The sequence below is a fragment of the Nocardia inohanensis NBRC 100128 genome, assembly GCF_001612945.1.
GTDB classification, from domain to species: domain Bacteria; phylum Actinomycetota; class Actinomycetes; order Mycobacteriales; family Mycobacteriaceae; genus Nocardia; species Nocardia inohanensis.
This window is the reverse complement of record NZ_BDBK01000007.1, coordinates 224530-249767: the sequence shown is the minus strand read 5'-3', so window position 1 is coordinate 249767 and position 25238 is coordinate 224530. Positions and strand designations below refer to the sequence as shown.

Annotated in this window: 22 protein-coding genes; 10 read left to right on the top strand and 12 right to left on the bottom strand. The window is 68.2% G+C overall.

The genetic code is table 11. The features are described from left to right. Positions 1-18: 18 nt before the first annotated feature. The 5 genes from rlmB to carD form a co-directional block, all read right to left on the bottom strand. Positions 19-1002 carry a 23S rRNA (guanosine(2251)-2'-O)-methyltransferase RlmB gene (gene rlmB, locus NI1_RS15265; protein WP_067820301.1) on the bottom strand — a complete coding sequence of 328 codons (984 nt, stop codon included), beginning with the start codon at positions 1000-1002 and terminating at the stop codon, positions 19-21. A gap of 140 nt (positions 1003-1142) precedes the next feature. Continuing rightward, positions 1143-2537 (bottom strand): cysteine--tRNA ligase, encoded by a 1395-nt coding sequence (cysS, locus tag NI1_RS15260; RefSeq protein ID WP_067820298.1) that lies wholly within the window; start codon positions 2535-2537, stop codon positions 1143-1145. 107 nt (positions 2538-2644) lie between these two features. Further along, positions 2645-3112, bottom strand: a complete 468-nt coding sequence (gene ispF / locus NI1_RS15255; RefSeq protein ID WP_067820295.1) for a 2-C-methyl-D-erythritol 2,4-cyclodiphosphate synthase — start codon at positions 3110-3112, stop codon at positions 2645-2647. 14 nt (positions 3113-3126) lie between these two features. Beyond that, positions 3127-3870 carry a 2-C-methyl-D-erythritol 4-phosphate cytidylyltransferase gene (ispD, locus tag NI1_RS15250; protein WP_084523233.1) on the bottom strand — a complete coding sequence of 248 codons (744 nt, stop codon included), beginning with the start codon at positions 3868-3870 and terminating at the stop codon, positions 3127-3129. A 2-nt stretch (positions 3871-3872) separates the two neighbouring features. Further along, entirely contained in the window at positions 3873-4361 is a 489-nt protein-coding gene (carD, locus tag NI1_RS15245) for an RNA polymerase-binding transcription factor CarD (RefSeq protein WP_067820292.1), read from the bottom strand. Positions 4362-4765: 404 nt separating this feature from the next. On the opposite strand from carD, the gene NI1_RS15240 reads away from it, so the two are divergent. The 3 genes from NI1_RS15240 to disA all read left to right on the top strand — a co-directional run bounded on the left by NI1_RS15240 (position 4766) and on the right by disA (position 8384). Further along, positions 4766-5446, top strand: coding sequence for a copper chaperone PCu(A)C domain-containing protein (locus NI1_RS15240; protein ID WP_084523259.1), 681 nt, complete (start codon positions 4766-4768; stop codon positions 5444-5446). Between the two features lie 337 nt (positions 5447-5783). Beyond that, complete coding sequence (radA, locus tag NI1_RS15235) at positions 5784-7184, top strand: DNA repair protein RadA (RefSeq protein ID WP_084523232.1); 1401 nt, start codon at positions 5784-5786, stop codon at positions 7182-7184. Between the two features lie 57 nt (positions 7185-7241). After that, positions 7242-8384 (top strand): DNA integrity scanning diadenylate cyclase DisA, encoded by a 1143-nt coding sequence (gene disA, locus NI1_RS15230; protein ID WP_245663231.1) that lies wholly within the window; start codon positions 7242-7244, stop codon positions 8382-8384. A gap of 101 nt (positions 8385-8485) precedes the next feature. On the opposite strand, the gene NI1_RS15225 is transcribed toward disA, so the two are convergent. Both NI1_RS15225 and NI1_RS15220 read right to left on the bottom strand, forming a co-directional pair. Next, the gene (locus NI1_RS15225; protein WP_067820287.1) at positions 8486-9151 is read right to left on the bottom strand and encodes a DUF4232 domain-containing protein; all 666 of its coding nucleotides are present in this window, start codon (positions 9149-9151) and stop codon (positions 8486-8488) included. 259 nt (positions 9152-9410) lie between these two features. Continuing rightward, the gene (locus tag NI1_RS15220; protein WP_067820284.1) at positions 9411-10034 is read right to left on the bottom strand and encodes a carbonic anhydrase; all 624 of its coding nucleotides are present in this window, start codon (positions 10032-10034) and stop codon (positions 9411-9413) included. Between the two features lie 306 nt (positions 10035-10340). On the opposite strand from NI1_RS15220, the gene NI1_RS15215 reads away from it, so the two are divergent. Further along, positions 10341-11216, top strand: a complete 876-nt coding sequence (locus NI1_RS15215; RefSeq protein ID WP_245663230.1) for an HhH-GPD family protein — start codon at positions 10341-10343, stop codon at positions 11214-11216. A gap of 111 nt (positions 11217-11327) precedes the next feature. Here NI1_RS15215 and NI1_RS15210 read toward each other — a convergent pair whose 3' ends face one another. From NI1_RS15210 to kstR, 5 genes are all read right to left on the bottom strand, one after another. Continuing rightward, on the bottom strand, positions 11328-12206 hold the full coding sequence (locus NI1_RS15210; protein WP_067820282.1) for a metal ABC transporter permease: 879 nt from the start codon (positions 12204-12206) through the stop codon (positions 11328-11330). After that, a complete protein-coding gene (locus NI1_RS15205) occupies positions 12203-13237 on the bottom strand; it encodes a metal ABC transporter ATP-binding protein (protein WP_245663229.1) in 1035 nt (344 codons plus the stop codon). The genes NI1_RS15210 and NI1_RS15205 overlap by 4 nt, the downstream gene beginning before the upstream one ends. 167 nt (positions 13238-13404) lie before the next feature. Beyond that, a complete protein-coding gene (locus tag NI1_RS15200) occupies positions 13405-14397 on the bottom strand; it encodes a metal ABC transporter solute-binding protein, Zn/Mn family (RefSeq protein ID WP_084523228.1) in 993 nt (330 codons plus the stop codon). A 140-nt stretch (positions 14398-14537) separates the two neighbouring features. Next, the gene (gene otsB, locus NI1_RS15195) at positions 14538-17111 is read right to left on the bottom strand and encodes a trehalose-phosphatase (RefSeq protein WP_067820277.1); all 2574 of its coding nucleotides are present in this window, start codon (positions 17109-17111) and stop codon (positions 14538-14540) included. A 282-nt stretch (positions 17112-17393) separates the two neighbouring features. After that, positions 17394-18044 (bottom strand): cholesterol catabolism transcriptional regulator KstR, encoded by a 651-nt coding sequence (gene kstR, locus NI1_RS15190; protein WP_067820274.1) that lies wholly within the window; start codon positions 18042-18044, stop codon positions 17394-17396. 171 nt (positions 18045-18215) lie between these two features. Here kstR and NI1_RS15185 point away from each other — a divergent pair, with 171 nt between their 5' ends. From NI1_RS15185 to NI1_RS15160, 6 genes are read left to right on the top strand one after another with little or no spacing between them, the layout of a single operon-like run. Continuing rightward, complete coding sequence (locus NI1_RS15185; RefSeq protein ID WP_067820271.1) at positions 18216-20369, top strand: acyl-CoA dehydrogenase family protein; 2154 nt, start codon at positions 18216-18218, stop codon at positions 20367-20369. Positions 20370-20395: 26 nt separating this feature from the next. Further along, on the top strand, positions 20396-21463 hold the full coding sequence (locus tag NI1_RS15180; protein ID WP_067820576.1) for an acyl-CoA dehydrogenase family protein: 1068 nt from the start codon (positions 20396-20398) through the stop codon (positions 21461-21463). Next, the gene (locus NI1_RS15175; RefSeq protein ID WP_067820268.1) at positions 21448-22617 is read left to right on the top strand and encodes an acyl-CoA dehydrogenase family protein; all 1170 of its coding nucleotides are present in this window, start codon (positions 21448-21450) and stop codon (positions 22615-22617) included. Before NI1_RS15180 ends, NI1_RS15175 begins: the two co-directional genes overlap by 16 nt. 10 nt (positions 22618-22627) lie before the next feature. Then, positions 22628-23593, top strand: a complete 966-nt coding sequence (locus NI1_RS15170) for a bifunctional MaoC family dehydratase N-terminal/OB-fold nucleic acid binding domain-containing protein (RefSeq protein WP_067820266.1) — start codon at positions 22628-22630, stop codon at positions 23591-23593. Next, positions 23590-24009 carry a MaoC family dehydratase gene (locus NI1_RS15165; protein WP_067820263.1) on the top strand — a complete coding sequence of 140 codons (420 nt, stop codon included), beginning with the start codon at positions 23590-23592 and terminating at the stop codon, positions 24007-24009. Before NI1_RS15170 ends, NI1_RS15165 begins: the two co-directional genes overlap by 4 nt. Then, complete coding sequence (locus tag NI1_RS15160) at positions 24006-25181, top strand: lipid-transfer protein (RefSeq protein ID WP_067820260.1); 1176 nt, start codon at positions 24006-24008, stop codon at positions 25179-25181. The genes NI1_RS15165 and NI1_RS15160 overlap by 4 nt, the downstream gene beginning before the upstream one ends. The last annotated feature ends 57 nt before the right edge of the window (positions 25182-25238 follow it).

Genomic DNA, 25238 nt, shown 5'->3' with positions numbered 1-25238 from the left:
TGACTACCTGCCGGACGCTCAGTTGCGCCGCTGCCGAGCCACTTCCGCGAGCACCACGCCCGCCGCCACCGACGCGTTCAGCGACTCCACCGGCCCCGCCATCGGAATGCTCAGGATCGAGTCGCAGTTCTCGCGCACCAGCCGCGACAACCCCTTGCCCTCGGATCCGACCACGATGACCGTCGGTGCGCTGCCGTCGAATTCGTCGAGGGTGGTGTCGCCGCCCGCGTCCAGGCCCACGATCTGGTACCCCTGGCTCGCCCAATCCTTCAGCGTACGAGTCAGATTGGTGGCCCGCGCCACCGGCAGCCGCGCCGCCGCGCCCGCACTGGTCCGCCACGCCACCGCGGTCACGCTGGCACTGCGCCGCTGCGGAATCACCACGCCCTGACCGCCGAACGCCGCCACCGAACGAATCACCGCGCCCAGATTGCGCGGGTCGGTGATGTTGTCCATGGCGACCAGCAGCGCCGGCTCCGCGCTCTGCTTGACCCGATCCACCAGATCGTCCGGATGCGCGTACCGGTACGGCGGCACCTGGAGCCCGAGCCCCTGGTGCAGGCCGTTGTGGCTCATCTTGTCCAGGTCGGTGCGCGGCACCTCCAGGATCGAGATCCCGGTCTCGGCCGCGATCTTCACCGCTTCGCTGAGCCGGTCGTCGTTCTCGGTGCCCACCGCGACGTACAGCGCGGTCGCGGGCACCCCGGCGCGCAGGCATTCGACGACGGGATTGCGCCCGAGCACCAGCTCCGGCCCGTCACTGTCCTTGCGCCCCGCCAGCGGCCGGCTCGCATTGCGGGAACGGGAGGTCGCGGCGGCGTTCTCGGCCTTCGCCTTGGCCTTGGCCTTCTTGGCGGCCGCGTGGTACGGCCGATCGACCGCCGCCGGCGTCGCGCCCTTGCCCTCGAGTCCGCGGCGGCGCTTGCCGCCGGACCCGACGACCTGACCCTTCTTGGTGCCCGACTTACGCACCGCGCCACGCCGTGCCGAATTCCCTGCCATCACTTCGCCTTCCGTATCACGCGGGAAACCCGCACTCGCCGGTCACGGGAGTACCCGCGCTCGGTCGATCCTGCGGGAAACCTGCATCCGGTCGGCGCAGCGAACGGCTGCGCCCTCTGTCACTCCGCCGAAGCGGAAGTTCACTTGTTGTCTTTCGTCAACGTCCACTCCGCGCCTTGCGCAGTGTCGGTGACCTCCACGCCGGCCGCCTTGAGCCGGTCGCGTACCTGGTCGGCCGTGGCCCAGTCCTTGTCGGCGCGAGCCTGCTGGCGGCGCTCGAGTTCGGCGCCGATGAGCACATCCAGGGCGGCGATCGCCGAGGAGTTGTCGGCGGGGGCGAACCAGTGCGCGTCGAGCGGGTCGACGCCGAGGATGCCGAGCATGGCGCGCACCTGACCCGCGAGACCGCGCGCGGCCTCGAGATCCCCGGCTTCGATGGCCTTGTTGCCCTCGTGCACCACGTGGTGGATCTCGGCGAGCGCCTTCGGCACCCCGAGGTCCTCGTCCAAGGCTTCGGCGAACGCGTCGGTCCAGGTCCCGACCGGAATCTCACCGGCCCGGTCGCGCACCCGCTCGATGAACGCCTCGATCCGCTGATACGCGGTCGCGGCTTCGGCGAGCGCCTTGTCCGAGTACTCCAGCATGGACCGGTAGTGCGCGCTGCCCAGGTAGTAGCGCAGCTCCACGGCCCGGACCCGTTGCAGCACATTGGGAATGGAGAGCACATTGCCCAGCGATTTGGACATCTTCTCGCCGCTCATGGTCACCCAGCCGTTGTGCAGCCAGTACCGGGCGAACCCGTCCCCGGCCGCCTGCGACTGCGCGATCTCGTTCTCATGATGCGGGAAGATCAAATCCATACCGCCGCAATGGATGTCGAACTCCGGCCCGAGATAGAACTCGGCCATGGCCGAGCACTCCAGATGCCAGCCCGGCCGCCCGGGACCCCACGGCGACGGCCAGCTCGGCTCACCGGGCTTGGCGGCCTTCCACAGGGTGAAATCGCGCGGATCCTTCTTACCGGTCCCGGCGCTCTCACCCTGGTGCACATCGTCGAGTTTGTGCCCGGACAATTTCCCGTAATCCGGGAAACTCAGCACATCGAAATAGACATTCCCGTCGGAGGGATAGGCGTGGCCGCGCTCGATCAGCCGCTCCATCATCCCCACCATCTGGGTGATGTGCCCGGTGGCGCGCGGTTCGGCGGACGGCGGCAGCACACCCAGGGCCTGGTACGCGCGATCGAAGGCGCGTTCGTGGGTGGCGGCCCATTCCCACCACGGGCGGCCGTGTTCGGCGGCCTTGTTCAGAATCTTGTCGTCGATATCGGTGACATTGCGAATGAAGGCGACATCGAATCCGTTGGCGGCCAGCCAACGTCGCAGCACGTCGAATGCGACGCCGCTGCGCACATGGCCGATATGCGGTTCCCCCTGGACGGTCGCGCCGCACAGGTACACCGAGGCATGACCGGGGACCAGGGGCGTGAAGTCACGCATGGTCCTTGTCTCGGTGTCGAAAAGGCGCAGAGTCACGACAGAGCATCCTAGCTGTTGAGATATGGCGGATTACGGGCGGATACGGCTTCGAGGTCGGCCGCGACCAGGTCTTTACTCGAATCGGTTTCGGAACCGAGGGCGTATCAGGACCGACAACAGAGCAGGGCGGTCGCCACCGAGGCGATGCCCTCCCCGCGGCCGGTGAGTCCCAGGCCGTCGGTGGTGGTGCCGGAGACCGACACGGGTGCGCCCAGGATCTCGCCCAGCACCTGTTGCGCTTCGGCGCGGCGCGGGCCGATCTTGGGGCGATTGCCGATTACTTGTACAGCCGCATTGACAATCGCGAAGCCGGCCTCGTCCAGCAGCCGCCGGACTTCCTTCAGCATGGCCGCGCCGGAGACGCCTTCCCACTCCGGCTTTCCGGTGCCGAACACCGCGCCGACATCGCCGAGACCGGCGGCGGAGAGCAGGGCGTCGCAGAGCGCGTGGGCGGCGACATCGCCGTCGGAGTGGCCTTCGCAGCCGCTGTCGCCGTCGAAGAGCAGACCGGCCATCCAGCAGGGGCGGCCGGGCTGGATGGGATGCACATCGCTGCCGATGCCCACGCGCATCGAGGCGGGATCGATCACGGTGCAGTCACCGCCTGGCGTGTCGTGTTCAGGGCACTGACGGTGTCGGCGGTATCACGCTGGGCGGCAAGCGTATTGGCCAAGACCAGATCGAGCGGCGTCGTGATCTTGAAAGCGAGGGGGTCTCCGGGCACGGTGCGCACGATAGCGCCCAGCAGTTCGACCAGGCCCGCGTCATCGGTCGCCCGGGTGTCGGTGGCATAGGCGGCGCGCAGCAGCGCGGCCTCGAAGCCCTGTGGAGTCTGCACGGCGCGCAGCGCGGCGCGATCGGGCGTGCCGGTCACCGCACCCGCGGCATCCACGGATTTGATGGTGTCCGAAACAGGCAGCCCCGGCACCACGGCCTGCGCACCCGCGCGCAATTCCGCGACCACGCGCGCGATCAGCGCCGGGGGAGTCAGGGCCCGGGCGGCGTCGTGAACGAGAACATAGGAGGCGTCGGGCGCGGCGGCGAGGCCGGCCCGCACCGAGTCGGTGCGCTCGGCGCCACCCGGCACCACGTGCACGGGGGTCTCGCCGCCGGGCAGCAGGGCCCGGGTCTCGGTGACGAGTTCGGCGGGCACCATAACCACAACCTCGTCGACGGACCCGGAGTCGATCAAGCCCTGTACGGCCAGGGTGAGCATGGGACTGCCGCCGACGTGGACGAACGCCTTCGGTTTGTTTTCACCGAGGCGAACACCCATGCCGGCGGCAGGAACCAGCGCGACGACGCGGCCGTCGTCGTCTGATCTGTTCACGGTCAGGACGCCGCGGCGAGAACCTCGTCCAGCAGTGTCTCGGCCCGCACATCGTCGGTACCTTCGGCGAGCGCGAGCTCACCGACGAGGATCTGCCGAGCCTTGGCCAGCATGCGCTTCTCACCGGCGGACAGTCCGCGGTCTTGTTCCCGGCGCCACAGGTCACGAACGACCTCGGCCACCTTGTTCACATCGCCGGAGGCGAGCTTCTCGAGGTTGGCCTTGTAGCGGCGAGACCAGTTGGTGGGCTCTTCGGTGTGCGGAGCTCGCAGCACCTGGAAGACTCGATCCAAGCCTTCCTGGCCGACGACGTCGCGGACGCCGACATATTCCGCGTTCTCAGCGGGAACCCGAACGGTCAGGTCGCCTTGCGCGACCTTCAGGACCAGATACTCCTTTTGTACACCCTTGATGGTGCGGGTTTCGATAGCTTCGATCAGCGCCGCTCCGTGGTGGGGGTAAACGACGGTGTCTCCGACCTTAAAAATCATGTGTCCCGTGCCCCTTTCGATGTTCACAGTTTAACATGCGACTCGGTAACGGCGCGATCAACGGCGCAGGTCAGGGCCACAACGAGGCGGCGCCGGGGGTTGACAGAACGCGATTCGTATGCATCCTTAAGTGCCACAAGGAGTTACAAACGGACGCATATGCGCGTTCAGTTCATGCATACGCGAGTGCGCACCTCCCATAAACGACATTGCATCGAGTGCGAACGCAACGAAGCAAAGTCGGATTCGATGATCCGGAAGCGTGCGCGCGATCATGTCGCCCGGGCGCGCCCCGTGCGCCCTCCCACAACACCGCCCGGCTGCGTGGCGCGGCGAGACACGGATTACTCTCTTTGACTACTACTCTCCATAGTGGAGTGAGCCCGGTCGACATGGAGGACCCCGTGACTGCCCTGAAAGCCACCACTGCGTCGAAGAAGCGGCGGCGTGCCGTGACCGTTGCCGCACTCGCCGCGGGTGCGGTGCTCGCGCTGTCGGGTTGCGGTGCCGGTCAGATCTCGCAGACCGCGAGCCAGGTCGCGGCGGTCAACGGCAACGCCGCGAACGTCGGCAATGTGTCGCTGCGCGACGTGCGCTTCCTGCTGCCGAAGACCGAGGAGTACAACAACGCCAAGGGTGGCAAGGCGGTGCTCGCCTTCAGTGCCATCAACATGAGCGAGTACAAGACCGACGAACTGGTCAGCATCACGACCGACCTGGGCCCGGCCAAGATCGGCAGCAAGGTCGAGATCAAGCCGCAGGCCACCGTCGTCGCCGACAAGTCCGAGGCCACCGCCGCCAAGAAGGACGAGCACGGCGCCGAGGCCGGCCACGATTCGCACGGCGCCACCACCACCGCGCCGGCCGCCCCGGCCGCGGAGAAGACCGCCGACCCGGAGGCCAAGCCCGTTCTGATCGAGGTCACCGGCCTGACCAAGGACGTCACCCCCGGCCTGACCTACCCGGTCACCTTCAACTTCAAGGACGCCGGCACCGTCGTCGTCAACGTCCCGGTCGACGCCGGCCCGGACCACCCGCGCCCCGAGCCCGCCTCCGCCGAAGGCGAGAAGAAGGGCGGCCACTGAGCCACCCGCTGATCAGCTTCGACCGCGCCCCGCTTCGAAACGAAGCGGGGCGCGGTCGTATCCGGTGGCGCTTCGCGTATCCGGTGGCGCTTCGCGTATCCGGTGGCGCTTCGCGTATCCGGCGGACCGGCCGTGCGTATTTACCGGTCTCTCGCACAGGGAGCACGGACCCGGCGCGTTCGCGGCGCGCCGACCTGCGGCATGGCGGGTGATGTCGTCGGTAGCCGGGCTGTGGCGCAGGGGGATTCGCGTAGGGGCCGACCGGAGCGGGGGTGGCGCGGCGGGATTCGCGGCCGGGGTGCCGGGACCTGTCGGGGGAGCTGACTAGGCTGCGCGCGTGGCCAAGGTGAAATCGCTGTATCGCTGTTCGGGCTGCCAGCACGAGGTTGCCAAATGGGTGGGGCGGTGCCCGGATTGCGGGGGCTGGGGGACCATCGAGGAGGTGGCTTCGTCGTCGGCGGCGGTGGCCGTGGGGCGGCGCGCCATGTTGCCGAGCACGGCCGCGGTGCCGATCACCGGGATCGACGCGAACAAGACGTTCGCGCGCTCGACCGGGGTTTCGGAGCTGGACCGGGTGCTGGGCGGGGGGATCATTCCCGGGTCGGTGGTGCTGCTCTCGGGCGAGCCGGGGGTGGGCAAGTCGACGCTGCTGCTCGAGGTGGCGCATCGGTGGGCGCGGGTGCGCGACGAGATCGCGCTGTACGTGACCGCGGAGGAATCGGCGGGGCAGGTGCGGCTGCGGGCCGACCGGACGGGCGCGGTGCACGAAAAGGTGTACCTGGCCGCGGAATCCGATCTGGGGACCATTCTGGGCCACGTGGAGCAGGTGAAACCCACACTGCTGGTGGTGGACTCGGTGCAGACCATGCTGGCCGCCGACGCGGACGGAGTGATCGGCGGTGTCACCCAGGTGCGCTCGGTGACGGCGGCGCTCACCTCGCTGGCCAAGGCGAGCGGGATCGCGGTGCTGCTGGTCGGGCACGTCACCAAGGACGGCGCGGTGGCCGGCCCGCGCACGCTGGAGCATCTGGTGGACGTGGTGTTGCAGTTCGAGGGCGACAAGCACTCCTCGCTGCGCATGGTGCGCGGCATCAAGAACCGTTTCGGAAGCACCGACGAGGTCGGCTGTTTCGAGATGCGCGAGGCCGGCATCCACTGCGTGGACGATCCGTCGGGCCTGTTCCTGCACCATCGGGGCGCGGCCGTGCCGGGCACCGCGGTCACCGTCGCCATGGACGGCAAACGCCCCATGCTCGGCGAGGTGCAGGGGCTGACCGTGGACACCCAGGCGCCCGCCCCGCGCCGTGCGGTGAGCGGCCTGGACTACAACCGGGTTTCGATGGTGCTGGCCGTACTCCAGAGCCGCGGCGGGGTCTACGTGGGCAAGCAGGACGTGTACGCGGCCACCGTCGGCGGTATGCGGCTGGTGGAACCGGCGGCGGATCTGGCTGTCGCGCTTGCCATCGCGAGCGCCGGGATGGATCGCGCGCTGCCCAGCGGGATGGTGGTGCTGGGTGAGGTCGGGCTGGCGGGCGAGGTGCGGCAGGTGACCGGCCTGTCGCGGCGGCTGGCCGAGGCCGAACGGCTGGGCTTCACCGAGGCGCTGGTGCCGCCGGGCGTGGAACGTACCGGTCGTAGCATGACGCTGCGGGAGGTCGCGGATCTCGGTGCGGCGCTGGCCATCACCGGGCTGCGGGGACGGCGGCGGGAGCGGCCACGCGAGGAGCTGGCCGAATGAGCGGGGCACTGCCCCGATGAGGACCGAGGCGGGGGATTGCCGGATGGAGATCGGGTGATGGCGGGGCGCTGGATGAACGGGCTGCTCGGTCGTTCCGTGCCCTTGCTCGCGGGCGCGAGTGATTCGGCTGAAGCGCAGGACAATTCGGCCGAGGCGGTCCGGGATGTGATCGCCCGCCTGGTGCCGGGCACGCAATTGCGCGATGGAATCGATCGAATTCTGCGGGCCGGCACCGGTGGTTTGGTGGTGCTCGGATACGACGATCGGGTGGAGCGAATCTGCGACGGCGGATTCGAATTGGATGCCGAATTCGCGCCCACCCGCTTGCGCGAATTATCGAAAATGGATGGTGCGGTGGTGCTTTCCACCGACGGTATGCGGATCGTGCGCGCGAATGTGCATTTGGTGCCGGATCCGGCATTGCCGACGGTGGAATCCGGGACCCGGCACAAAGCCGCCGAACGCACCGCGCTGCAAACCGGATATCCGGTGGTGTCGGTGAGCGGCTCCACCGGCCTGGTGACCGTGTACATGCAGGGCGGCCGGCATCTGGTGCAGGATTCGGCGACCATCCTGTCGCGCGCCAATCAGGCCATGGCGACATTGCAGCGCTACCGCTTCCGCCTCGACGAACTGACCCGCCGCCTCTCCGCGCTGGAGCTGGAGGACTTCGCCACCCTGCGCGATGTGCTGACCGTGGTGCACTGCCTGGAGCTCATGCGCCGGACCGCGGGCGAGATCGAACAGGACGTGCTGGAGCTGGGCGTGGACGGCCGCCAGCCGGCGCTGCAACTCACCGAACTGGTCGCCGATACCGAGAACCTGCGCCGGCTGCTGGTGCGCGACTATCTGGTCGCCGAGGCGGCGGGGGAGGCGCAGGTGGATCGAGCGCTGGCGCGGCTGGACCGGCTCACCGACAGCGATCTGGTCGAGTTGGCGAATCTGGCTCCGCCGCTTGGCTATCCGGCCACCCCGGAGGCCGTGGCGACCGCGGTCGGTCCGCGCGGCTACCGCCTGCTCGCCCAGATCCCGCGGGTGCCCTTCCGCAGGGTCGAACCCTTGGTGAGCGTCTTCGGCACGTTACGCGCGCTCCTGGAGGCCACTCCGGCCGACCTGGAGGCGGTGGAGGGCATGAACTCCGCACTGGCGCGCCGCATTCGCGAAGGCCTGGTCCGCCTGGGTGAGCACCGCTACCCGTGATCCGGCGCGAGTCCCGGGCATGACGAAAGCCGGCTCGTGCGACGGAGCGGGCCGGGCACCCATCGTGGATGCCCGGCCCGGATGTGCCGAATCAAGTGGGATCAGGCGATATTGAACGGTTCCGGCGAGCTGCGCACCGAACCCAGTTGGGCCACAACGGTGTACGGGCCCGGTGCGACGGCGACCCGCTCGCCCGCGCAGCCGGGCGCCGAGGTGGCGCCGGACCAGGTGACGGTGAAGGCGGCCTGCTGGCCGGGGTTGAGCGTGCGGATGTCGGGGGTGCCGTCCGGGTAGCAGTCGGTGGAAGACCACAGCTTGCGCTGCCCGTCGAGCGACTGCACCGAGACCAGCTGCAACCCCGAACCCATATCGCGTTCGCAGGCGGAGCTGGAGATATTGGTGATGACGATGCCGAACACCGGCTGCTCACCGGTCTTGTAGGTGGGCTGCCCGACGTTCACCTTCACGGCCAGGGACTGGTCCGGGCACTGTCCGGAGGCCGCGGGCGCGGCGCCGGCGGCGCCGCCGGCGCTGGGCTTGGGCGCGCTCGACTCCGATGCGCCGGAGGAGGTTCCGGTGGGCTTGCCGGTCGCGCTCGCGGAGGTGGTGGCCTTGCCGTCGGCCTTCTTCTCGTCGCCACCGCCGCCGCGCAGCAGTGCGAAGGCCACCCAGATCACTATCGCGAGGGCGACCACCAACGCGCCGATCGCGAGTGCGCGACGACGCCAGTAGATTTCCGGCGGCAGCGGTCCATTCGGTTCCAGCACGCTGACAACGGTAAGGGCACCGTCGGACGCATCCCCGGCAGGGTCTCGGCGTGTCGGAGGTGAAAGGCCCTACGCGACAGGTACATTTCCGCGCCCACCGGGCACTGTGGTGGGTCGGGCGGTGCGAAAGACCTTGTGGCGGGGCGGAAATCGGCCGTCTCGGGCGCTCTCGCCCGCGGGTACGCGGATTGCCCGGTGATGATGCGAGGGGCGGGCGAATCCGCCCGCCCCCGGCATGGAACATCCGTTTCGGCGGGTGTCAGACCACTTCGCCGATATTGCCGATCACGCGGTGCAGCTTGATCTGGCCTTCGCCCAGGTTGTAGGTGACACAGGCGATGGCGCATTCGCCGGTCGCCACCCGCTGCGAGATGATCATCGACCGCTGCATGAGCAGCCGGGCGGTCTCCTCCACATGGCGGGCTTCGAGCTCGTCGACCGAGGTCAGGCCCTCGCGGCGGCCGATCAGGATGGACGGCATCACGCGTTCGACCACGCTGCGGATGAACCCGCCGGGCACATTGCCGTGATCGAGCGCGTCGATGGTGGCGCGCACGGCCCCGCAGCTGTCGTGGCCGAGTACCACGATGAGCGGCACGTTCAGCACCTGCACGCCGTACTCGATGGACCCCAGCACGGAGCTGTCCACCACGTGCCCGGCGGTGCGCACCACGAACATGTCGCCGAGGCCCTGATCGAAGATGATCTCGGCGGCCACGCGCGAGTCGCCGCAGCCGAACAGAATGGCCTGCGGTTGCTGTCCGGAAACGAGCTTGGCGCGGTCGGCGGCCCCCTGGCTAGGGTGCTGCAACGCGCCGTTGACGAAGCGCTCGTTCCCTTCACGCAGGGATTTCCAGGCGCTGATCGGGTTGGAATGCGGCATGTGTCCCATTTTCCATATGTCGTCGGTTACCGGCGAGTCCGCGAAGTTACGGCCCGGCAAAGTTGGGCTGTCCGGGTTGCTCGACCTGCGGTGAGAAGGTGACCACTGATTTCGTGAGTCGAGGGTAACTCGCCGGGGACGGCCGAAGTAGCAGTCCGCACCCGACCGTCGGCACGCGTTGCTAACGTGCGACGGCACCCGAGGTGGGCGCTGAAGTTGCGGAGAGGCGGGGGAGTCATGGATACCATCGCTGGCGTGGGGACGTGGGGAAATCCCGGGTTCCGAGTGTCGGCAGGAAGGTCTTTCGTGGACAGCGACGTGCTCATCGACTGGTATCGCGATACCGCGCGTGACCTGCCCTGGCGGCGGCCCGAGGTGACCGCGTGGCAGATCCTGATGAGCGAGATCATGCTCCAGCAGACCCCCGTGGTCCGGGTGGAACCGATTTGGCGCGAATGGGTGGCGCGCTGGCCGGTGCCTTCGGCCATGGCCGCCGAATCGCAGGGTGAGGTGCTGCGGGCCTGGGGCAAACTGGGCTATCCGCGCCGCGCGCTGCGCCTGCACGAGTGCGCACAGGTCCTGGCTCGCGACCACGGCGACGAGGTGCCTGCCGACGTGGATGTGCTGCTGAGCCTGCCCGGGATCGGCGCGTACACTGCCCGCGCCGTCGCCTGTTTCGCCTATGGTCAGCGAGTTCCGGTGGTGGATACCAATGTTCGCCGCGTCGTCGCGCGCGCCGTGCACGGCCGTGCCGAAGCGGGCAATCCAGCCACCCGCGACCTCGCCGAAACCGAGGCGCTGCTGCCCGCCAAGGTGGATCGTGCCGCCGTCTTCTCCGCCGCCCTCATGGAATTGGGCGCGACGGTCTGCACGGCTCGCACCCCGGACTGCTCGCGCTGCCCGTTGCCGTCGTGCGCTTGGGTTTCCGCGGGCCGCCCGGTCTCCGAGGTGGTGCGCCGCGTCCAGAAATACGAGGGCACCGACCGGCAGGCTCGCGGTCGGCTGCTGGATGTCCTGCGTGACGCAACCGGCCCCGTCGAGCGAGTCCGCCTGGATCTGGCCTGGACTCGGGATCCGGGCCAGCGTGACCGCGCCCTGGACTCGCTCCTCGTCGACGGCCTCATCGAACAAACCCCGGACGGCCTCTTCGCCCTCGCCGGCGAGGGCGCATCGCGCGCCTAGCTCGCCCCGCAAATACGCACACCCCTGCCCTGGCGAGACGAGGTGCGTCAGGGCAGGGGCGTGGCCGGGACATCATCTGCCGCCCCTCATGCGGCAGATCGATGCCCGAGATCAGGCGGGTACGAGGGCGCGTCGGCGCGACCGGGTGCGGGACCCGATGATCCGGCACACGATGTAGATGGTGAACGAGATCGTGGTGACGAAGGTCGACACCGGGACGCCGGGCGCCAGCGACAGCAGAATGCCGCCGACGGCAGCGGTTTCGGCGAACACGATGGCGAGCACCGCGGCCTTGGCCGGGCTGGCGGTCAGCTGCGCCGCCGCGGCCGCGGGGGTGATCAGCAGCGAGAGCACCAGCAGCGCACCGACGATCTGCACGCCGAAGGCCGCCGTGATGCCGAGCAGCACCGCGAACACGATGGAGAGCGCCCGCACCGGAACCCCGCGCGCGACGGCCACTTCCGGGTCGGTGCTGGCGAACAGCAGCGGCCGGTAGATGGCGGCGAGCACGATGAGCACGGCCGCGGTGCAGGTGGCCAGCGTGGTGAGCCCGCTGTAACCGACGCTGACGACCTGGCCGGTGAGCAGCGAGAACTTGGATCCCGAGCGTTCGGTGCTGAGCCACAGGAACAGCACGGACAGGCCGAGGCCGAACGAGAGCACCACCGCGATCACCGAATCGCGTTCGCGGGCACGGGAACCCAGTACGCCGAAGAGCACCGCCGCGATCACCGAGCCGATGATGGCGCCCGTTCCGACGCCGATGCCCGCGAGCAGGGCGGCCGCCGCACCGGTCAGCGACAGTTCGCTGGTGCCGTGCACCGCGAAGGACATCTGCCGGCTGATGATGAGCGGCCCGATGGCCCCGGAGAGCAGCCCGAGCAGCGCCGCCGCGATCACGGCCTGCTGCACGAAGTCCCGCGACAGCAGGTCGGCGGTGGTGGCGAAGTCGAACATCTGGGTGAAGACGCCGGAGAGTTTGTCGATCATGCCCGCGCCTCGTTCGCCTTGTCGTCGTGGCAGTTCGGATCCTCGCCGTGGCAGTGACCGGCTGAACCGAGTGCATCCAAACTGTCCCCGGTGCCGACCACCACCAGCCGCCCGCGCACCCGCAGCACGTCGACCTGGGTGCGGTACAGCTCGGAGAGCACCTCGGAGGTCATCACTTCGTCGGGCGTGCCGATCCGGAACTTGCCGTCCACCAGGTAGAGCACCCGATCCACCAGCGGCAGAATCGGATTCAGCTCGTGGGTCACGAACAGCACGGCGGTGTCGTGGGTGCGGCGACGCTTGTCGATGAGCTCGGAGACCAGCCGCTGGTTCGCCAGGTCGAGCGAGAGCAGCGGCTCGTCGCAGAGCAGCACGCGCGGATCGCCGACCAGCGCCTGGGCGACGCGCAGCCGTTGCTGTTCACCGCCCGAGAGCACATCCAGCGGCGCGTCCGCGAAATGATCCGCGCCCACCGCCGAGATAGCCTGCGCCACTTTGAGCTTGCGTTCTTTGCGCCCGCGCAGTCCGAGCCCCCAGCGGTGCCCGTCCACGCCCAGCCCGACCAGATCCACGCCGCGCAATTGCGCTCCGCCGTCGATGGTCTTCTGCTGCGGGATGTATCCGATATCCGGATTGCCGGTGCGCGCGGGGCCGCCCGCGATCTCCACTGTGCCGCTCGACAACTTCAGCTGTCCCAGCAGCATTTTCAGCATCGACGTCTTGCCCGACCCGTTCGGTCCGAGCACCGCGATGAACTCACCCGGCTGCACCTCGAGATCCAGTCCGTCCCACAGGGTGCGCGCGCCGAACGCCAGTCGCGCATCCGAGAGCCGAACCGCCGGCGGTGTCACCCCGGCGCGGTCGAGGCCGGTGGCGTGGGCCGCGCCGGAGGGTGTCTCGGATACGACGGCGGACCCGGGTTCGTGCACAGGCTGCGGGGATTCGGCTGTGCGGGCGGTGGTTTCGGCCGACCGGTGCGCGGTGGGCGCGTGCTGGGCGATCGGAGCCGGTACGGCGTTCTTCGCGTTCATGGCGGTGCTCCGGGTGGTGGTCGCGGTCCGGGTGTTCGTGGCTGTCGAACCGGTCCCGGATGTGGAGAATTCCCCGGACGCGGCAGCCGCGTCCGGGGCCTGCCGCTGTGGCCGGGGTGCGGCCGGGGCGGCTTCCTCGCGGGAGGATATGGCGGCGGACACGACGGCTAGGCCAGAGCCTTGGCCAGCGACTGGGCGTTGCCGGTCATCCACTGCACGTAATTCGTTCCGGCGGGCAGGGTTTCGGTGACCTCGACGACTGTGACGCCGGCCTTCTCGGCGGTGGCGCGCAGGTCCTCGGTGGCTTTGTCCTCGGTCTGGATGTTGTAGACCAGAGCGCGTACCTGCTTGCCGGTCAACAGGTCTCGCACGGCGGCGATATCCGCGGGGGAGGGGTCGGTGCCCTGTTCGATGGCTTCCTGGTAGGAATGCGGGGTGCGGTCGTCGGCCTTGGCGTCGAGCAGCAGATAGTAGGCCAGCGGCTCGGTCTGTAGGACCGGCTGGTTCGGATGCTCGGCGGCGATCTTGGCGGTAATGGCCTCGATGCCTTCCAGCTGCCCGGCGAAGGCGGTGGCGCGCTCGGCGTAGCCCTGCTTGTGCGCCGGGTCGATCTCGCCGAGCGCGTCGGCGATGTGCTCGGCGACATGCCCGGCGATGTGCACGTCGTACCAGACGTGCTCGTTGGTGCCGCCGTGGTCGTGTGCGTGGCCGGTCTCGCCGGACTTGGCGGCGGCGGTGGGTGCGTCGTGGCTGCCTTCACCGGCGATCTCGAAGGCGTTGACCGTCTTCTTGTTCTTGCCGCTGATGGCCTTGTCGATGAACTCGTCGTAGCCGCCGCCGTTGTAGACGACCAGCGCCGCGTCCTGGACCTTGGCGGCCTGGGCGGGGCTGACCTCGAAGGAGTGCGGGTCGACGCTCGGGTCCGAGATCAGCGACTCGACCTTCATGTCCGGTCCGGCGACGGTCTTGGCGATATCGCCCCAGACATTGGTGGAGGCGACGATGGTGGGCTGATCGGAATCGTTCTTCGAGCCTCCGCAAGCGGTCAGGGTTGCCACTGTGGCGAGCCCTGCGGCGAAGAACGCGAATCCTCGGGCAAATCTCTTGGTCACGCGGGTAACTCCTGAAACCGGCTTAACTAAAACGAAAACGATTGCCATTAAAATGTAGCGCAAGTGTCCAGCAGGGCAGTAATCCGACCGCTCGGTTGTGGTGGGGGACACGTGGGGCAACCCCCCACGCACACGAAAGGCCCCCGCGAACGTCGGTTCGCGGGGGCCTTCTTTTGGTCCGATAGGACCTACGTGGTCAGCGCGGCGACCGGCTGGCTCAGCAGCTGGGCGCAGCGCAGCAGGCCGAGATGGCTGTAGGCCTGCGGGTGGTTGCCGAGTGACCGTTCGGCGACCGGGTCGTACTCCTCGGAGAGCAGACCGGTCGGCCCCGCCACATCGACCAGCTGAGCGAACAACGCTTCCGCGTCCTCACGCTTGCCGATCAGCAGGTACGCCTCGACCAACCAGGCCGCGCAGAGGTGGAATCCACCTTCACCGCCGGGCAGGCCGTCGTCGTGGTGGTACCGGTAAACGGTGGAACCGCTGCGCAATTCGGCTTCGGTCGCGACGACGGTGGCCGCGAACCGGGGATCGGAGGGGTCGATCAGACCGCTCAGGCCGATGTGCAGGGTGGCTGCGTCGAGGTCGGTGCCGTCGTAGGCCGCGGTGTAGGACTGCACCTCGTCGTTCCAGCCCTCCACCTTCACCTCGTCGGCGATGGTGTCGCGCAAGGCTTCCCAATCCAGATCGGCGGGGCGGCCGAACTGGCGGGCCAGGGTGAGGGCGCGGTCGATGGTCAGCCAGCCCATCACCTTGGAGTACACGTGATGCCGCGGATTGCCGCGGATCTCCCAGATGCCGTGGTCGGGTTCGCGCCAGCGGCGCTGCACCGCGGAGACCATGGCGTGCACCAATTCCCAATCGGCGTCGGGCAGCGCCTTGGCCGGATCGGTGATGCCCTTGCGCTCACGGGCGTGCGCGAGCTGGGAGATGAGATCCACGATGGGACCGAACACGTCCAGCTGCACCTGCATGTTCGCCGCGTTGCCGACGCGCACCGGCCGCGATCCGGCATAGCCGGGCAGCTGGTCGATGACGGCCTCGGGCGGCAGGGTTTCGCCGTAGAGGGTGTAGAGCGGGTGCAGCCGTTCGGGTCCGGGCAGCGTCTCGAGCACCCGGTGCACCCAGGCCAGCAGCTCCTCGGCCTCGCCCACCGAGCCCAGCGAGACCAGCGCGGAGGCGGTCAGCGAGGCGTCGCGCAGCCAGCAGTAGCGGTAGTCCCAGTTGCGCACGCCGCCGATGTCCTCGGGCAGCGAGGTGGTGGCCGCCGCCAGGATCGAACCGGAGGGCGCGTGCACCAGACCGCGCAGCGTCAGCGCGGACCGCTTCATGAGGTCCGGCTTCAGCGGCGGCAGCTCCAGCGTGCCGACCCACTCCGACCAGTACCGTTCGGCTTCCCGCCGCCGGTCCGCCTCGGGCGTCATGGCGGGGGCGAGATCGGAGGTGCCGCAGCGCATTTCCAGGATGATCGGTCCCTGCGAGGGATCGACCACGGCCCGCGCGGTGTGATGGTTCCCGTCGTCGAGGATCTCCCAATCCACGCCGGGGGAGCGCAGCACGATCGGATCGTTGGTGCCCTGGACCTTCAATCCGCCGGCCGCGTGCACGATCCGCACCGGCACCTGCCCGAATTCCGGTCGCGGCGCGAAGGTGATGACCGCCTTGGCGTCACCGGTGATGACGCGGGTCAGGTCGGTGCGCTCCAGCGCGACATCGTGCGGCAGGTAGTCCACCACCTGCAAACTGGACCAACGGGTTTCGACGGTCATGGTGCCGTCCACGTACCGCTGCGACAGCGGCAGGCCGGAACGCTCGGGCTGAATCGTGAAGTGGCCCGCGCCCGATCCGCCGAGCAGGTGCGCGAAGACCGCCGCCGAATCCGGTTCGGGATGGCACAGCCAGGTGATGGTGCCGTCCGGTGTGACAAGGGCTTTGGAGCGGGGGCTGGCCAGCATGGTCAGCCGCTCGATTCGGGGGGCGCTGGCACCTGCCAACCATGTCCGGCGTTCCTCGAGCAGGAACGCCAGCGCCTTCGACACCTCCTCGGTGCTGGCGACGTGGTACTTGGCGAGGCTCTCGCCGTCACCCACCTTGATGCCCACATCGGGGCCGGACAGGCGTTTGAACGCCTTCTCGTCGGTCACGTCGTCGCCGATGAACACCGCCGCGGACGCGCCCTGCTGATGCCGGACGATGTCGAGGGCCGCGCCCTTGTCGGTCTCGACCACCGCGAGTTCGATGACCTCTTTGCCCTCGGTGATCTGCACGCCCACCCAGCTGGCCGGGCCCTGCCGGACCTGAACCAGTGCGCGGCGGCCGATTTCGGGGCTCGCGTTACGGACATGGAGAGCCACGCTGGCGGGTTTGATCTCGACCGTGGCGCCCGGATTGTCCTGAGCGATCTGGGTCAGGGTCGAGGTGACCTCTTGCAGTAGCTGTTTGGCGTCGTTGTCGATGGCGTGCACGAAGCCCACATCGAACTCGGAACCGTGGCTGCCGATGAGTTGTACCTCGACGGGCAGCCGGGACAGGGCCGCGAGATCTCGCAGGGCGCGCCCTGAGATGACGGCGGCGGTTGTGCCGGTGAGGGAAGCCAGTGCGCGCAAGGCGCTCACCGATTCCCTATGGGGATAGGCCTTCGCGGGGTCGGAGACGATGGGCGCGATCGTCCCGTCGTAGTCCGAAGCGACCAGCAGCCGTGGCACGCGGGCGATGGCCGCCAACGCACGGCGAAGTTCGAGTGGCAAATCCTGTGCGCTCACGCATCCAACCTAATGATCGGAGGAGATTTTTCAGGGCGCGAGTGATGCTACTGGGTACCGGTTTCCCCGTCGTATGCGTGGTGATACATAGCGTTTACAAGACACTTTCGCACCGTTCACCGTATGTCCGGTTCTCCGGTGAGAACCCCCCTTGACCAGTCACGTTGTAGCAACAACGAAAAGGCCCGCCCACTCTCCGGGAGTGGGCGGACCTTCGTCACACCCGGCGAACGCCCGCCGGGCGAACGCTATGGGGGACCGGGGGCGTGGCCCCCGGGATTCTTACTTCTTTCCTCCGATGAGGAGGTCGACCGTGAGCTCCAGGCGCTCGGTCACGTCGGTGGCGGAGGCGCGGCGGGTCAGCCAGGCAACCAGATTCGACAGCCAGACGTCGGAGATGACTCGGGCGATGGCCAGTTCGCGGTCGGTGGGGTTCTCATCCGCGAGGGCGCGGGCGAAGAAGCGGTCCATGACCTTGCCGACGCGGTCTACCTCCGCCGCGGCCGAGGCATCGGCGAACATGAAGGCCCGCGTCATGGCCTCGGTGAGCAGGGGATCGCGCTGCATGGCCCGGGTGACCTGGGTGAGCAGCAGGTGCATGCGCTCCTGGGCGGTGGCCCCGGCCAAGGGCTTGCGGCGACCTTCGAACTGCTCGAATTCGCGCGCCAGGGCCGACACCAGCAGGTGCACCTTGGACGGGAAGTAGCGGTAGAGCGTGCCGACTGCCACGTCGGCGCGTTCGGCGACGGCCCGCATCTGCACCGCGTCGTAGCCGCCCTTGGAGGCGAGCGCGAGGGTGGCGTCGAGGATGCGCTTGCGCCGGTCGCGCTGTGCGGCCGAGCTGAGGTCCTCCTCGCTGAGCGTGGTCACGGGCGCCGTGCGCGCGGCGGCCACCTGATCGGCTGCTGCTTGCGATCGGGAGGGACTGGCCATCGGTTGAAAGTCCTTTCCTGCACGAATCGTTCGGTCATCTCACCCAGTCGTCCGGTGGCGGCGGCTGGCTACGAGTTCGTACCGCGACCTGACGGCGCTTGACTTCCGCCCGGCCTGAACATTAGAACATGTTCTAGGAGCGGAAGTCACCCCGGAAAGGCGGTATGGCGTGTGACCATAGCCACCACTGACGAGCATAAAGCCGTTCAGGAGTCGATGCGCGGATGGGCCGCGGCGGTGCGTCCAATTGCAACAATGCGAACCGGAGCACCGGAATATTGGCGCGAATATTGGTCGCGCCTGGCCGAACTCGGAATTTTCCGGGTCGCGGTCCCGGAGGAGAACGGCGGAGCTGGTGGTTCCGTCGGGGATCTCGCTGTCCTGGTGGAGCAGGCGGCGCATGATCTGGTCGGCGGTCCCGTGCTCTCGACGGCATTGGCTGGTCTCGTTGCCGGGGAGATGCTCGACGAGGATACGCCGTGCGGCGTGGCGCTCGGGGGCGAAATCGCAATATCCACCGGCGAATCCGGTGTGATCTTGTCCGGTGAGTGGGACTCGGTGCTGGGCGCCGCGCCGGGAACCGCGGTGCTGGTCCCCATCGTCGATGGCGACCGGTCGCTCTGGTGCCTGGTCGATGCCGGCGCCACCGGTCTGACCATCGAGCCGCTCGATGCCATCGATCGCAGCACGCCGCTGGCCAAGGTCAGCTGCTCGGAAGTTGCTGTCGCACCGGAGAAGATCTTCCAGCCGCGGCAGCGCGTGCTCGATCTGGCCGCCGTGCTGGTGGCCGCCGAGGCCGCCGGCATTGCCGGCTGGTGCTTGGAGACCGCCGTCGAATACGCCAAGGTGCGTGAGCAATTCGGCAAGAAGATCGGCGAATTCCAAGCGGTGAAACACATTTGCGCATGGATGCTGTGCCGGGCCGAACAGATTCGCGCGGTCGCCGCCGATGCCGCGCACGCCGTCGACACCGACAGCGCCGAACTTCCGTTGGCCGCCGCCATTTCCCTGGTGGTCGCGCTGGACGCCGCGGTGGAGACCGCCAAGGACTGCATTCAGGTCCTGGGTGGAATCGGTTTCACCTGGGAGCACGACGCTCACCTGTACCTGCGCAAGGCCACCGCCATGCGGCAGCTGCTGGGCGGTAGCGCGCGCTGGCGGGCCCGGGTCGCGGAACTGACCCTCGCGGGCCAGCGCCGGACCGTGGGCCTGGATCTGGGCGACGGCGAGGGCGAAGCCGATTGGGACACCGTCGGTTTGGACGCCGGGGAAGCCGCGGTGCTGGCCGCCGACCTCGCCGCCATCGCCGCTCTGCCGCCGGAGCAGCAGCGGGTCGCGCTGGCCGAATCCGGCCTGCTCGCCTCGCACTGGCCCAAGCCGTACGGCCGGGGCGCGGGCCCGATCCTGCGCACCTTCCTCGACGATCAGGTCCGTAAGGCCGGCATCGAACTGCCCGAGCTGGCCATCGCCAACTGGGCGATTCCGACCCTGCTGCAATGGGGTTCGCCCGAGCAGATCGAGCGCTACGCGTTGCCCACCCTGACCGGTGAGGTCATCTGGTGTCAGCTCTTCTCCGAGCCGGGTGCAGGTTCGGACCTGGCCGCGCTGCGCACCACCGCCACGCGGGTCGAGGGCGGCTGGAAGCTACAGGGCCAGAAGGTGTGGACCTCCCTCGCCGACAAGGCGACCTGGGGCATCTGTCTGGCGCGCACCGACGGCGATGCCCCGAAGCACAAGGGCATCAGCTACTTCCTGGTGGATATGAAGTCCGCCGGGATCGATATCCGCCCGCTGGTCGAGATCACCGGTGAGGCGCGTTTCAACGAGGTCTTCCTGGACGGTGTCTTCGTCCCGGACGAATGCTTGGTCGGTCAGCTGGGCAATGGGTGGAAGATCGCCCGTTCCACGCTCTCGGCCGAGCGGGTCGCCATGGGCGGCAAGGGAATCGGCGACGAGCTGGAGGCGATGATCGCCGCCGCTCCGAAGTCCGGTCCCGGCGCCGAACGGGTGGCGGATCGACTCGGAGGGCTCATCTCCGAATCGGTTGCTGGAACTTTGCTGGAAGCTCGTGCCGCGCAGAAACTGCTGTCCGGTGGAGATCCTGGACCGCAGTCCAGTGTCCGCAAACTGGTCGGTGTCAGACACCGCCAGGCGGTCGCCGAATTTGCGGTCGAATTGTCCGGTGCGGCGGGTGCTCTAGAGACCGATGTGGTGAAAGAATTCCTGCTCACACGCTGTTTGTCGATTGCTGGCGGGACCGAGCAGATTCTGTTGACCGTCGCCGGTGAACGGATCCTCGGGCTGCCTCGCGAGTCGCACGGCTAGCCCACCCTTCAACCGGGAGTATGGAATTGGACTTCACGCGGGACGAGAGCCAGGATGCTGTCGCCGAGGTTGTCGTAAGTTTGCTGGAGCATGATAGCGCGCGCGATATCAAGCTCTGGCCGGTCATCGCCGAGTCTGGACTGCTGGCCCTGCCGCTGCCCGAGCGCTTCGGCGGTGACGAGATGGGCCTGCTGGAGGTCTCGACGCTGCTCACCGAGCTGGCGACCGATGCCGTGCAGACCCCGGCGCTGAGCACCCTGGCCTTCGGTGTGCTGCCGTTGCTGGCCATCGGTGTGCCGGATGCGTTGGCGGAGAAGGTTTTTCCCGCCGTCGCCGAGGGTGCGGTGCTCACCGCCGCTCTGCACGAGACCGGCTCGCCGTTCACGGTGAAGCCCGAGACCACGGCGACGCCGGACGGTGTCACCGTGCGTATCACCGGCCGGAAGGTGGCGGTGCCGTACGCGGACACCGCGCGCTGGATGCTGGTGCCCACGGACAGCGGTATCGCGGTGGTCGACGGTGACGCCCCCGGCATCACCAAGACCGCGAGCCCGACTTCCGATGGCGTGCCGGAGTTTTCGGTCGCCTTCGAGGGCGTGCAGATCCCGGCCGAGCAATTGCTTCCGGGCGGTCTCACCGAACTGCATCGCTACGCGCTGGCCGGTATCGGCGCGGTGGCCGACGGCCTGCTCAAGGGCGTTATCGCGCTGACCGCCGAGCATGTCCGCACCCGGCAGCAGTTCGGCCGCGCGCTGGCCGAATTCCAGGCCGTCGCACAGCAGATCGCCGACGTCTACGTGGTCTCGCGGACGCTGCACGCGGCCGCCACCTCGGCCAACTGGGCGCTCGCGCAGGACGACGACTCCGCCGAGCATCTGGAGCGCACCGACGACGACCTGGACGTGCTGGCCTACACGGTGGCCTCCGAGCTGCCCGCGGCCATGCAGAAGTGTCATCACCTGCACGGTGGTCTCGGCGTCGATATGACCCATCCGCTGCATCGCTACTACTCACAAGCCAAGGACATCGCGCGCTGGCTCGGCGGCGAATCGTTCCGGCTGGATCGGCTGGGAGCCAGATGTTCATCGAACTGACCGCGGAACAGCGGCAGCTGCGCGACGAATTGCGTTCGTACTTCACCGGTCTCGTGACTCCCGACGAGGAGGCCGAGATGCTGGTGAACCGCCACGGCGATGCCTACCGCGCGGTGGTGAAGCGGATGGGCGCGGACGGCAAGCTCGGGCTCGGCTGGCCCGTCGAATACGGCGGGCAGGGTTTCGGCCCGCTCGAGCAGCAGATCTTCTACAACGAGGCCGTGCGCGCGGACGTGCCGGTGCCGCTGGTCACGCTCTTGACCGTCGGCCCGGCGTTGCAGAGCTTCGGCACCGACGAGCAGAAGAAGAAGTTCCTGCCCGGAATCCTCACCGGTGACGTGCATTTCGCCATCGGGTACTCCGAGCCGGACGCCGGCACCGACCTGGCCGCGCTGCGCACCAGCGCGGTCCGGGACGCGAACGGCGACTGGATCGTCAACGGGCAGAAGATCTTCACCACCGGTGCGCACGAGGCCGATTTCATCTGGCTGGCGGTGCGCACCGGGACGGTGGAGTCCCGGCACAAGGGCATCACGATCCTCATCGTGGACACCAAGGATCCGGGCTACTCCTGGACGCCGATCATCACCGCCGACGGCGCGCACCACACCAACGCCACCTACTTCGACAATGTGCGCGTGCCCGCGAACATGATCGTCGGCGAGGAGAACGGCGGCTGGAAGCTCATCACCACCCAGCTCAACCACGAGCGCGTCTCCCTCGGCCCGTCGGGCAAGATCGAGCAGCTCTACGAGCGGGTGCGGGAATGGGCGCAGAAGCAGGGCGTGCTGGGTGAGCAGGAGGTGCGCCGTTCGCTGGGCCGCCTGCACGCCATGGTGCGCTTGAACGAACTGCTGAACTGGCAGGTGGCCTCCAATATGGAGCGCCCCGACGCCGATCCGGCCGATGTCATCTCCGATGCCTCCGCCACCAAGGTGTTCTCCACCGAGGCGTTGCAGGAGGCCGGCCGCTTGGCCGAGGAGATCGTGGGCCGCTACGGCGATCCCGCCGATCCGGCCACCGCCGAACTGCTGGTGTGGCTGGATCGCCGCACCAAGCAGAACCTGGTGGTGACCTTCGGCGGCGGCGTCAACGAGATCATGCGCGAGCTGATCGCCCAGATGGGCCTTCGTCTCCCGCGCGTGCCGCGATAGGAGTTTCAGCGTGACAACGAGTTTCACGGCCGACGAGATCCGCGCGGGCCTGGAGAAGATCAAGGCCGACGGGGAGTCCGCGCCGCGCGCGGGGCGGGATCCGATCAATCAGCCCATGATCAACAACTGGGTCGAGGCGATGGGCGACGCCAACCCGATCTACGTGGACGAGGCCGCCGCCAAGTCCGCCGGGCATCCCGGGATCGTGGCGCCGCCGGCCATGGCGCAGGTGTGGACCATGCTGGGGCTGGGCGGCGTGCGCGCCGACGACGACCCGATGACCCGCACCAACGAGCTGTTCGACGCGGCCGGGTTCACCTCGGTGGTGGCCACCAACTGCGATCAGGTCTACCACCGGTACCTGGAGCTCGGTGAGCAGGTGACGGTGCGCACCAGCATCGGTGACATCGTGGGGCCCAAGAAGACCGGACTCGGGGACGGCTGGTTCACCACCTACCTCACCAACTGGTACGTCGGCGACGAGCTCGTCACCGAGATGAAGTTCCGGATGCTGAAGTTCGCGCCCGGAACCGGAAAAACCGCTGCTCCCAAGGAATCCGGCGAGGTTTCGGCGGAGGATCTGGCCAAGCGGGTCCGTCCGACCGTCTCCAAGGACACCGAATTCTTCTGGGAGGGAACCAAACTCGGCGAGCTGCGGATTCAGCGGCGGCCCGACGGTTCGCTTCAGCATCCGCCGGTGCCGGCGCTGTGGAAGGACCATTCGGAGCAGAGCGATTACGTCGTGGCCTCCGGGCGCGGCACCGTCTTCAGCTTCGTGGTGCATCACGCGCCCAAGGTGCCGGGGCGGCAGCTGCCGTATGTGATCGCGCTGGTCGAGCTGGAGGAAGGCGTCCGCATGCTCGGTGAGCTGACCGGCATCGACCCGGCTGACGTCGAGATCGGGCTGCCGGTCGAGGCCGCCTTCCTGAAGATCGACGACGACAACACCGTGCCCTATTGGAAGGCTGCCCGATGACCTCCACCATCGAACCGGCCACCGTCGCCGTCGGAACCGTATTGCCGGAGTTGGCGATTCACGCCGATCCGACCTTCATCATCGCCTCGGCGCTGGCCACCCGCGACTTCCAGGACGTGCACCACGACCGCGACAAGGCGGTGGCGCGCGGGTCCAAGGACATCTTCGTCAATATCCTCACCGACACCGGTCTGGTGCAGCGCTTCGTCACCGATTGGGCCGGTCCGGCCGCACGGGTGAAGGCGATCTCGCTGCGTCTGGGCGTGCCGCTGTACGCCGGCGACACGCTGACCCTGTCAGGCACCGTGACCGAGATCGAGGGATCCGACGTCACCATCCAGGTCACCGGCAAGGACAGCCTCGGCGATCACATCGTGGCGAAAGCCGTTATCTCTCTTCAGGAGGACCGCAAGTGACGGGACTCAGCCGCCAGGCCGCCATCGTCGGCATCGGCGCGACCGATTTCTCCAAGGACTCCGGGCGCAGTGAATTGCGTTTGGCCGCGGAGGCGGTGACCGCGGCGCTGGCCGACGCGGGGCTGACTCCGGCCGATGTGGACGGTCTGACGACCTTCACCATGGACACCAACACCCAGGCCGCCGTGGCCCGGGCCGCGGGTATTCCGAGCCTGAAGTTCTTCTCCAACATCCCGTTCGGTGGCGGTGCGGCCGCGGCCACGGTGCAGCAGGCCGCCATGGCCGTCGCGACCGGCGTCGCGGATGTCGTGGTGGCGTACCGCGCGTTCAACGAGCGCTCCGGAAATCGCTTCGGCCAGTTCGCAACTCATCTCGCCACCGGCAATCCGAGCTCCTCGGGCGTCGACAATGCCTTCTCCTACACCCACGGCCTCGGCACCCCCGCCGCGCAGGTCGCCATGGTGGCGCGGCGCTACATGCACGTATACGGCGCGCGCAGTGAGGATTTCGGCCGGATCGCGGTCGCCGATCGCAAGCACGCCGCGGTGAATCCGGCCGCGCACTTCTACGGCAAGCCGATCACCCTCGAAGAGCATCAGGCTTCCCGGTGGATCGCCGAACCGCTGCACCTGCTGGATTGCTGCCAGGAGACCGACGGCGGCGTGGCCATCGTGGTCACCAGTGCCGAGCGGGCCCAGGATCTGCCGAACAAGGCGGCGCTGATCGCCGGTGCCGCACAGGGATCCGGCGCGGACCAGTACGTCATGACCAGCTACTACCGCGACGGCATGAGCGGCCTGCCGGAAATGGGCCTGGTCGGCGACCAGCTCTGGGCGCAGAGCGGGCTCACCCCGGCCGATATGCAAGCCGCCATCCTGTACGACCACTTCACCCCCTTCGTGCTCATGCAGCTCGAGGAACTGGGCTTCTGCGGTCGCGGCGAGGCCAAGGACTTCATCAAGGACGGGGCCATCGAGATCGGCGGCAAGCTGCCGTTGAACACCCACGGTGGTCAGCTCGGCGAGGCGTACATCCACGGCATGAACGGCATTGCCGAGGGCGTCCGCCAGATTCGCGGCACCTCGGTGAACCAGGTCGAGGGCCTGGAGAACATCGTGGTCACCGCCGGTACCGGCGTGCCGACCTCGGGTCTGGTGCTGACCTCGAACTAGTTTCACCCGCAATGTGATTCGCCGACATCCCCGAGCGCTTCGGACCGCGCTCGGGGA